Annotated in this window: 11 protein-coding genes; 5 read left to right on the forward strand and 6 right to left on the reverse strand. The window is 35.0% G+C overall.

The genetic code is table 11. The features are described 5' to 3' along the window. The coding region (locus tag ABWO41_RS11760) for a Ppx/GppA phosphatase family protein (protein WP_353137937.1) at window positions 1–693 on the forward strand (693 nt) is incomplete at its 5' end. Window positions 694–701: 8 nt separating this feature from the next. Here ABWO41_RS11760 and ABWO41_RS11765 read toward each other — a convergent pair. Beyond that, on the reverse strand, window positions 702–1,424 hold the full coding sequence (locus ABWO41_RS11765) for a hypothetical protein (RefSeq protein ID WP_353137939.1): 723 nt from the start codon (window positions 1,422–1,424) through the stop codon (window positions 702–704). A gap of 60 nt (window positions 1,425–1,484) precedes the next feature. Next, a complete protein-coding gene (locus tag ABWO41_RS11770) occupies window positions 1,485–1,835 on the reverse strand; it encodes a Spx/MgsR family RNA polymerase-binding regulatory protein (protein ID WP_353137941.1) in 351 nt (116 codons plus the stop codon). A gap of 224 nt (window positions 1,836–2,059) precedes the next feature. On the opposite strand from ABWO41_RS11770, the gene ABWO41_RS11775 reads away from it, so the two are divergent. From ABWO41_RS11775 to dapA, 4 genes are all read left to right on the forward strand, one after another. Beyond that, window positions 2,060–2,818: a DUF3891 family protein gene (locus ABWO41_RS11775; RefSeq protein WP_353137943.1), complete on the forward strand. Its 759-nt coding sequence runs from the start codon at window positions 2,060–2,062 to the stop codon at window positions 2,816–2,818. Between the two features lie 61 nt (window positions 2,819–2,879). Then, window positions 2,880–4,892, forward strand: a complete 2,013-nt coding sequence (gene ligA, locus ABWO41_RS11780; protein WP_353137945.1) for an NAD-dependent DNA ligase LigA — start codon at window positions 2,880–2,882, stop codon at window positions 4,890–4,892. A 45-nt stretch (window positions 4,893–4,937) separates the two neighbouring features. Further along, window positions 4,938–5,474: a DUF6913 domain-containing protein gene (locus tag ABWO41_RS11785; RefSeq protein WP_353137947.1), complete on the forward strand. Its 537-nt coding sequence runs from the start codon at window positions 4,938–4,940 to the stop codon at window positions 5,472–5,474. Then, window positions 5,471–6,349, forward strand: a complete 879-nt coding sequence (gene dapA, locus ABWO41_RS11790) for a 4-hydroxy-tetrahydrodipicolinate synthase (RefSeq protein WP_353137949.1) — start codon at window positions 5,471–5,473, stop codon at window positions 6,347–6,349. Before ABWO41_RS11785 ends, dapA begins: the two co-directional genes overlap by 4 nt. A gap of 50 nt (window positions 6,350–6,399) precedes the next feature. On the opposite strand, the gene ABWO41_RS11795 is transcribed toward dapA, so the two are convergent. The 4 genes from ABWO41_RS11795 to ABWO41_RS11810 form a co-directional block, all read right to left on the reverse strand. Next, the gene (locus tag ABWO41_RS11795) at window positions 6,400–6,903 is read right to left on the reverse strand and encodes a hypothetical protein (protein ID WP_353137951.1); all 504 of its coding nucleotides are present in this window, start codon (window positions 6,901–6,903) and stop codon (window positions 6,400–6,402) included. A gap of 53 nt (window positions 6,904–6,956) precedes the next feature. Next, the gene (locus tag ABWO41_RS11800; protein WP_353137953.1) at window positions 6,957–7,691 is read right to left on the reverse strand and encodes an SDR family NAD(P)-dependent oxidoreductase; all 735 of its coding nucleotides are present in this window, start codon (window positions 7,689–7,691) and stop codon (window positions 6,957–6,959) included. Between the two features lie 64 nt (window positions 7,692–7,755). Next, on the reverse strand, window positions 7,756–8,838 hold the full coding sequence (locus tag ABWO41_RS11805; RefSeq protein WP_353137955.1) for a putative type IX sorting system protein PorV2: 1,083 nt from the start codon (window positions 8,836–8,838) through the stop codon (window positions 7,756–7,758). Then, window positions 8,831–9,328: hypothetical protein (locus ABWO41_RS11810; protein WP_353137957.1), on the reverse strand; the 498-nt coding region annotated here is incomplete at its 5' end. The genes ABWO41_RS11810 and ABWO41_RS11805, both read right to left, overlap by 8 nt.

A 9,328-nucleotide genomic window follows, 5' to 3' on the forward strand; every position in this document is an offset into this window, starting at 1 on the left:
AAGACCATGCTGGCTTTTAAAAGTCTGATGCAGGTGCACAAAGTAGAAAAATATATGGCTTGTGCTACATCAGCTATGCGGGAAGCAAAGAACGGACAGGATATTATAGATAAAGTAAATGAAAAGCTTAATCTAAAAATAGAGATTGTTGCGGGTGGAAAGGAAGCTTCTATTATTTATGCGAGTCACGTAGAGGAAAATCTTGATAGAAATAAGAATTATTTATATATAGATGTTGGAGGCGGAAGCACCGAGCTTTCTCTTTTTCATAATGGAAAAATAAGTCAGTCTAAATCGTTCGATATTGGTACTATAAGAATCCTGGATGGGCAGGACAGGGCAGAAACCTGGAAAGCAATGAAATTATGGACGGAACAATATGTTAAAAAATTAGAATTAAGTGCCATTGGAACAGGAGGGAATATCAATAAACTGTTTCGTTTGTCTGAAACTGAGGAAGAAATGGCAATGACAAAGAGCAGACTATTTGAAGTTGCAACATATTTAAAGTCTTATTCTCTGGAAGATAGAATAAATACACTCGGTCTTAATAAAGATAGGGCAGATGTTATTATCCCAGCAAGTGACATATTCCTGTCGGTTATGAACTGGGGAGAAATAGATGAAATTTATGTTCCGAGATTGGGAATGGTAGACGGAATTATCAGGATTTTAATGGATAAATATTTATAAGGCCAAATTTACCTCATTCCTCCAAAAGAGGTCTTAGGAAGCGAAGGATAAATTCTTGCTTCAGCTGGTAGTTTTATATATTCGTTATAGGAGTTTATAATGTACGATCTTAGTTCGAAATCGCTCATTGCAGAGACCTGAGAATAAGTAGGACGGTAGTATGACATGAAATCTTCCAGTAACTGACCCCTTATTTTTGTTAATTCAGTTACCAACTGCCTGTTGAATTTTTGATCAATAACTTTTTGATTCAGCTCTTCGTCCATAAATTTCTGGAATGCTCTCTTCTGTTTGGCTTGTGTACTAAAAGCATTATATAAACTTACACCGCCATCTTTAGATAAGATACTTGTAGATGCAGAAGAATAAGCAGATGAGTATACTTGTTTTAAATCCTCAGCTTTACCCTTAGCGGTAACAATTACCTGATCTAATACAATTAGAGCAGGTCTGAGTAATACTATTTTAGGGCTCATATCTTCTACAATCAATGTGTCACTTAAGTAACCCGGACATGAAAAAACAACTAAATCTCCAATCTCTGCCAATACAGAAAAATCACCTTTTTGTCCTGTGTGTTCCCCTTCTTTTTGTGTTAAGTTATTTACAAAAACAAGATTAAGTTTATTCCTGCTATCTGCATCATACGCAATACCTTTCAATACGCTGCTTTGAGCGTTAACAAAAAAGGGAAAGAAGATGAATAACAGTAAACTATATTTTGTTTTCATAATTCTAAAATGAGTTAAACTCTTTAAATATTCAAAAGTATTAACACTATTTAACGCATGTTAAAGGTATGTTGTTTCAAATATGCTTTCGTCATACCCAATTGTATTACCTTTTTTACTTTCAACCACCGGTCTTTTAATAGCGCTTGTATTTTCGAGCATTAAGTTAATGGCAGAATCTTCATCTACAACTTTATCTTTAACAGTTTGGTCTAAATTTCTCCAGGTTGTACCTTTTCTATTAAGGACAGATTCCCAACCAAATTCAGCTGTCCATTTTTTTAAATGTTCACGATCTATTCCCATTTTCTTAAAGTCATGGAAATCTTCTTCTATGTTATTATCTTTTAACCAGGTTCTTGCCTTCTTAACCGAATTACAGTTAGGTATTCCGAATATTTTAGCTTTCATAACTATATTATACAAATGTTACAAAGATAATGAAATATATTTTTGACATGATAACTAAGTAATTTGCTATAGTTCAAAATTTATTTTTGATATTGTAAGTGTAATTTTTCGAATTGTTTAAAATATTGTTGACTTTTGTGTTTTATTTTAATTGTTGGCTCGAAAATAATATAGAATAGAGTTTTGTATAAAATAAAACAGGTTTAATTCGGTTACTTCAGAATATGATTGTCAGAGATTCTAGAGATACATTTACGTTTATTGCACAGCATGATCATGCAACGATTTCTGGTGAAATGTTTATGATGTTGAAAAAGGAGTTTGTGAGTACCGAGCATTATGAGTCTTTAAGCTTTGCAATATTTCAACATGATAGGGCTTGGCAAGTGCCAGATTCGGCCCCGATTTGGGACGATTTAAGGCAAAAGCCTTTTGATTTTGATAGTTATCCAGAGGAATTAAAAGTTTCTTTTTACAAAAATGGTATTGATCAGGTAGATCGGGTGAATTCTTATTCGGCTATTTTATGTAGTATGCATTATTCGTCTTTCTATGAGAATTCTTTGAACGATGCAGGGAAATCTTTTTATGAAAGAGAGATTCAGCGACAGAAACATTTAATTGGCAAGCTGAAAATTAATAAAGACTTTTTAGATTATCAGCAAAGAATATTAAAGTTTTGCGACGATTTATCCCTCTACGTTTGTATGAATGAAGTAGGGGCTACAAAAACAGAAGAAGTAGAGTGGTTTAAAAAAGGGTTTGAAAATTCGGAGTTATTTAACGATAAAAATGATACCAGAATAATAGCTTCTTATATGAATAAGAATACGGTATCGTTTAATGTTTCGCCTTTTACAAAGAAATTTGAAATAAAGCTACCTGTTAAGGTGGTCTCTAAAAAGCGGATTCAGCAATTGGGCCTTATTGCTGCTTATCAGGAAGAGCGAATTACCTATCAGGAAATTATAATAGGGCTTTAAGTTATTTTAGTCATTAGCAGCCGACTTTTAAAATTATCAGTAAAATGGTAACTTCGCTCGCATGTCGCTTTTCGAGATAAAAGAGAAAATAGATTCGTTAGTAATAGAACTGAATCAACATAATTACAACTATTATCAGCTGGCAATGCCAACTATTTCTGATTATGAGTTTGACCAGAAACTTAAGGAACTAGAAAAGCTAGAAAAGGAGCACCCCGAGTTTATTAGAAAAGATTCCCCTACACAAAAAGTAGGTGGGGAAATTACAAAAACCTTTAAGACTGTCGTCCATAAATGGCCCATGTTGTCTCTGGGCAATACGTATAACGAACAGGAACTGGTAGATTTTGATCAAAGGATACGTAAGATTATAGGCGATAATTTTGAATATGTCTGTGAGCTTAAATTTGACGGCCTTTCAATTAGCCTTACATATGAGAATGGAGAATTAATAAGAGCTGTAACCAGGGGTGATGGAGTAAAGGGGGATGACGTTACAACCAATATCAAAACAATCAGAACAATTCCACATCATATACAGGGCAAAGATTTACTGTCCGAATTTGAAATAAGGGGCGAAGTTTTTATGCACAGAGCGGCTTTTGAGAGATTGAACCAGGAGCGTATAGACAATGGTGAACAGCCTTTTGCTAATCCACGAAATTTTGCTTCGGGAACTGTGAAAATGCAGAACTCGGCAGAAGTAGCAAGAAGACCTTTAGATTGCTTCCTATATTTTCTTTATGCTGATAAAAAACCTTTTAAAACACATTGGGAGAGCTTGCATGCAGTAGAAAGTTGGGGCTTTAAGATTTCACAGGAATCCAGGCTGTGTAAAAATTTAACAGAAGTTCTGGACTTTATTTCCTATTGGGAGCAGGAAAGATTTAAACTTTCTTATGAAATAGATGGCATTGTAATTAAAGTAAATAGCTATGCGCAGCAAGAAGAGCTTGGGTTTACAGCTAAATCTCCACGTTGGGCAATAAGTTATAAATTTAAAGCTACCGAGGTAGAGACAGAATTAAGAGAGGTTACCTATCAGGTAGGGCGTACAGGTGCAGTTACACCCGTAGCTAATTTAAAACCGGTACTTTTGGCCGGAACAACGGTAAAACGGGCGACTCTTCATAATGCAAACGAGATAGAACGATTGAATTTGTATGAAGGAGATACCGTTTTAGTAGAAAAGGGCGGCGAGATTATTCCGAAAATAATTGGTGTCAATTTGGAAAAAAGAAAGTCCGAAGCTCAAAAAATATATTATATTACTACTTGTCCTGAGTGCGGTACCAAATTGATAAGGAAGGAAGGCGAAGCGGTGCACTATTGTCCGAATGATGAAGGCTGCAGACCTCAAATTATAGGTAAAATGCAGCACTTTATCAGCCGAAAGGCAATGAATATAGATGGCATTGGAGATGAGACCATTGAAACATTATATTCTAAAGGATTTATTCTGCATATAAGTGATATTTACGATCTTAAGGATCACGAGGAATCCTTAAAACAAATGGATAGGTTTGGAGAAAAATCTATCACAAATATGTTAGCTGGTATCGAGAGATCTAAACAAATGCCTTTTGAAAAAGTACTTTTTGGTTTAGGGATCAGATATGTTGGTGAAACTGTAGCAAAGAAATTAGCACTTCATTTCAAAAATATCCATAATTTGCAGCAGGCAAGTTTCGAGCAATTAATTGACGCTGACGAAATAGGGGAGCGTATTGCAAAAAGTATTTTAGAATATTTTGCAAAAGAAGAACATGTTAATGAAATAAATAAATTAATTGCTGAAGGATTACAGTTTGAAATTGAAGAAAAGGAAGTAATTTTACAGAGCGAAAGTTTGATTGGCAAAAACTTTTTAATTTCTGGAGTTTTTGAAAATTATAGCAGAGAAGAGCTTAAAAAGGTTATTGAGGACAACGGAGGAAAAATGTTAAGCAGTATTTCGGCCAAACTGGATTATCTAGTTGCCGGAGATAACATGGGACCTTCGAAATTGGAAAAAGCAAACAAATTAAATATTCCCATTATAAGCGAACAAGATTTGTTTAATTTATTGGGATAATAAAACCTGATAAGTTCTGTTTTTAAATAAACAAAATCCGGTATAATGAAAAAGATGTTTAATCAGTTGAGATTACGTTCTGGATTTGCTAGATTAAGGCAAGAACTGAAAAAGTTAAAAAGAAAAGGTCATTCTGTTTCTTTAAGTGAAGCAGAAAATATAGCGATTTTAATACCTATAAAGGACGAAAAGGAGCTGAGGGAGGTAGAACAATTCGCTAAAACCTTAGAGAACGAGAATAGAAAAGTAAAGCTTTTAGGATTCCTGTTCGATAAGAGTTTGAAGTCAAAGCTAAACAAAAGCATAGATTTGATTTCTGAAGAGGATATTAAATGGAACTATATTCCAGACAAGGATAAGATAAAAGGATTCATCAATAAGGAATTCGATATTTTGATAAACTTGTGTACAGATTTATGTTTTCCTTTAGTGTATACGGCTGCAATATCTAAATCAATATTTAAAATTGCAGCATACGATGCCAGGCAGGCACCGTTTTTTGATTTAATGATAGAAACAAAAGAAGCAGGAATAACAGGGTTTTTCCGAGAGATAAGATATTATTTAGATAAAGTAAAATGAGCAGATTTTTGGGAACCGGCGTAGCGATGGTAACGCCTTTTCAAGCAAGTGGAAGCATAGATTTTGATGGAATGACTGCCACTATAGAACATTTAATTACAGGAAAGGTAGAGTATATTGTAGTATTGGGAACTACAGCAGAATCTGCAACATTATCTAAAGACGAAAAGAAACAGATTTTTAAATTCGTAACAGAAAAGGTTAACGGTAGGGTTCCATTAGTTGCCGGGATTGGAGGAAACAATACAGCTGATGTTGTTGAAGAGGTTAGTCAGTTCGAATTAACCGGTTATGAAGCTATCTTGTCTGTAGTTCCTTATTATAACAAGCCTACGCAAGAGGGAATTTACCAGCATTATAAAGCTATAGCTCTGGCGGCAAAGTTACCGATCATTTTATATAATGTTCCTGGAAGAACGGGTGTAAGCATGTCGGCAGAAACCACTATAAGGCTGGCGAAAGAGTTCAAAAATATCATTGCGATAAAAGAGGCTTGTGGTAATTTCGACCAGTTCAATGCAATCATGGCTGGTAAACCAGAGGGTTTTGAGTTGATTTCGGGAGATGATCCTGTTACTTTACCATTGGTAGCATTGGGAGCTATTGGAGTAATTTCAGTAGTAGGTAATGCTTTTCCAGCTAAGTTTTCAGAAATGGTTCGCTTATCATTAAAAGGCGACTTTAAAGCTGCCAGACCTATTCATAGTGATTTCCTTGAATTTACCCGCTTATGTTTTGCAGAAAGCAATCCATGTGGCGTAAAAGCGGCTATGAAAGAGTTAGGTGTTATTGAAGATTATGTCCGTTTACCCCTAACTCCTGTAAGTGATGGCACAAGATCCAAGATTTTAGTAGAGGTCGAGAAATTGAAATAAGGTATTATAAAAATAACAAAAGCCCGAATAGATTTTCGGGCTTTTGTTGTTTATGGCATTGAAAAGTCAAAGCTTTTTCTCGTGTAAGCTCCAGGAGTAGCATGGTCTCCAATTTTAAAATTAAAAAAAACAACTCTTACACTCGGAATCTCGGTTAAAGAGTAAGTGCTTTCTGCCAGGAATACCCGGGCTCCGGTAGATCCACTGGATTGCGTAAGGTAAGACGCGTCTTCAACTTTAACAAAAACAGTATCCGCATTTTGTCTTTCAAGCACTAGTTTGTTTTCCGGATATTTTCTGTTTATAGCTTCCAGTACATTAGTTACTCCCAACACTTCGCCTTCTATCAATTTATTTTTGATCATGGTATATTGTTGCGTGTTTGTATCTAAAGCTGCAGTCCAGGGGATATCACTTAATATTTCGGATGAAACTGTGCCTTTATGTTGGAGAGCAGTTGTATCTGTAACAACTTTTTGTTCTTTTCTGTCGTTTGTACAAGCAAAAAATAAACCGCAGAAAAGAACAGAAATAAATAGTTTAGCTATTTTCATATGTTGGATTTTATGCTAATTGCACAAAATCCTTGCCATATAACAAGACATTTTTACGGTGTAGTAACAGCTACAGGTATTACTTTTCCATTGAAAAATCTACTGCCGGTAAGTGCAAAATCGGCGATATATTTCCCCATTTCAAAAGCTTGTACCGGAGATTGATATCCCGGAAACGCTTTTTCCAGCATTTCTGTTTGTGCAGATCCCAAAGCAAGACAGTTTACCTTTATTTGATCATCTAAGAGTTCTTGTGCCAGACATTCTGTGAAATTATGCAGCGCCGCTTTGCTAGCAGAATAAGCGATTAAACCTGGAAATTTAGAGCTGCCCATATAACCACCCATAGAACCGATATTTAAAATATGACCTTGTTTTTCAATTAGTGGTAAAAGTTCTTTTGTAATTCTAAAATGGCCCAGGACATTTGCCTGAAACATTTCTGCCATATCAAATTCGGTAGTATCTTGAAAAGATTTATTAATTAAAGAACCGGCGTTGTTAATTAGAATATTAAATGTACCCCACCTTTGTTGTATAAACTGGATAAGACCTGCATATTCATCATTCACTATATCAAAAACAATAGGGTAAAATTTGGCTTCAGGATTTAAACTATAGACAATCTGGTTAAGATTGGTTAATTTTTCCTGCGATCTGGCCAAAGCAATTACTTCGTGACCTTTAATGGCTAATTCAATAGCAGCTTCGAAGCCAATACCACTGCTTGCACCTGTTATAATTATTTTTTGTAATGGTTGTTCGTCTGTTAAAGATGTTGTCTGCATGAATAATGTTTCAGTTATAATTTTTTGTGCAAAGTAGACCCACTCTAGTTCTTATGTCTGGTTCTTATTTCTTCTTCTCAAAATCTAATCTTATTGAAAAGACATTGCTATATATCGCATCGCTCTGGTTTCCGATATTGGTTAAGGCATAGTCTATTGAAAAGTTTTTTAATCTAATTCCCACTCCCATATTGGGCTGAAAGTTGTAGGTTTGATTTCCATCAAAATCGCTTGTTTTTTGAATATTTCCTATACCCCCCCTTAGGTAGATAACTTTTTTATAATCTGCTTCCAGCCCCATTACCGGATCTATACTTATGGGATTACCAGAAATAAGTACATTTCTCTTTCCGTCTGTAGTCAAACTAAAATTTGCTTCTGTTGTAAGCCCAAAATTTTTACTAAACTTAGTATAATAAGAAGCTCCTAAAATCAATCTTGGTAATGTAATTTCGGTTGAGTTCTCAGGAATATTGTCACCAATATAATCATAAACAGTTCCAAATTTGTCCTGGTTATATGACCATGCATTAAAAGTAGTGGTGATATCTCTTCCAACCGCCGAAAAAATAAAATTTTTCAGTCTGTATTGAGCACCTAAGTCAATTCCGAATCCCCAGGATTTTCCAAACTCACCAACTTTCCGGTGAACAATCTTGACATTTCCACCGTAACTTAATCCATTTTGATGTGGCTTTCTATTTTTATGATTACGAGCATAGCTAAACATAAAAGCATAATCAGCTGCGGAGAAAGATTTGACCCTATCATAATTAATATTTCCATCTGCATCAATTAGCTCAGATGTATCAGGGATATCATCAACACCAAATCTAATGACAGAGATTCCTACAACCGCAGTATTGTCTGCAACAAATGTTGCCAGTCCCGCGTAATCATATTTGGCAATTCCTGAAAAGTAAGCCGAGTGCATTAAGCTTGCCTGCGTAGGCGTTCGCATATTGGTTAATCCGGCAGGATTCCAATAACCAGCGGTTACGTCGTCTACGGAAGAAGTTACAGCTCCAGACATTCCAAATGACCTTGAACCTACACCAATCTGAAGAAATTCATTTGAGTATTTTCTGGTTTGAGAACAAACTATACCCGGCAGAAACAGAAAAGCAAAAAGTAGTTTTTTATTCATTGATTAGCTGAGCTTCTATCTCATCAAAGATAACCATAAAATCTTCCTCTAAAAGAGAAATATATTCACCGATTATCTGAGTAATGTTTTCTTTTTGTTGGCTACTGAGCGGAGTTTCCCATATTCGCAAACAAATACGTTTTATAGCATAACTTATACTTTCGGGTTTAATATATGTCTTTAAATACTCCTCTTTTACAAAGTTTGTATAGTAATTAAAGAAGCTAATCGTATTCGTAATGCCGTTAATTTTTAGAAACTCATCTAGAATTGGATAATCTATGGTCTTTAGATGAGCATAAAGCTGTTGTAGGTCTATTTTGTTATGCTTCAGTAAAAGGTGGTCTAAACACAGTTCGAAACCAATATGCCCAATAAAAAAAGGCTTTATAGGGGAACCTGTTATTAGCGGGGCTATATGTTCTTTTAATTCATGCTGATGATAAAAAAAAGATGACATGTTATGGTAAATACGGTCTATAGCCAGATG

This window comes from Pseudopedobacter sp. (assembly GCF_040392825.1).
In the GTDB taxonomy this organism is placed as follows: Bacteria; Bacteroidota; Bacteroidia; order Sphingobacteriales; family Sphingobacteriaceae; genus Pseudopedobacter.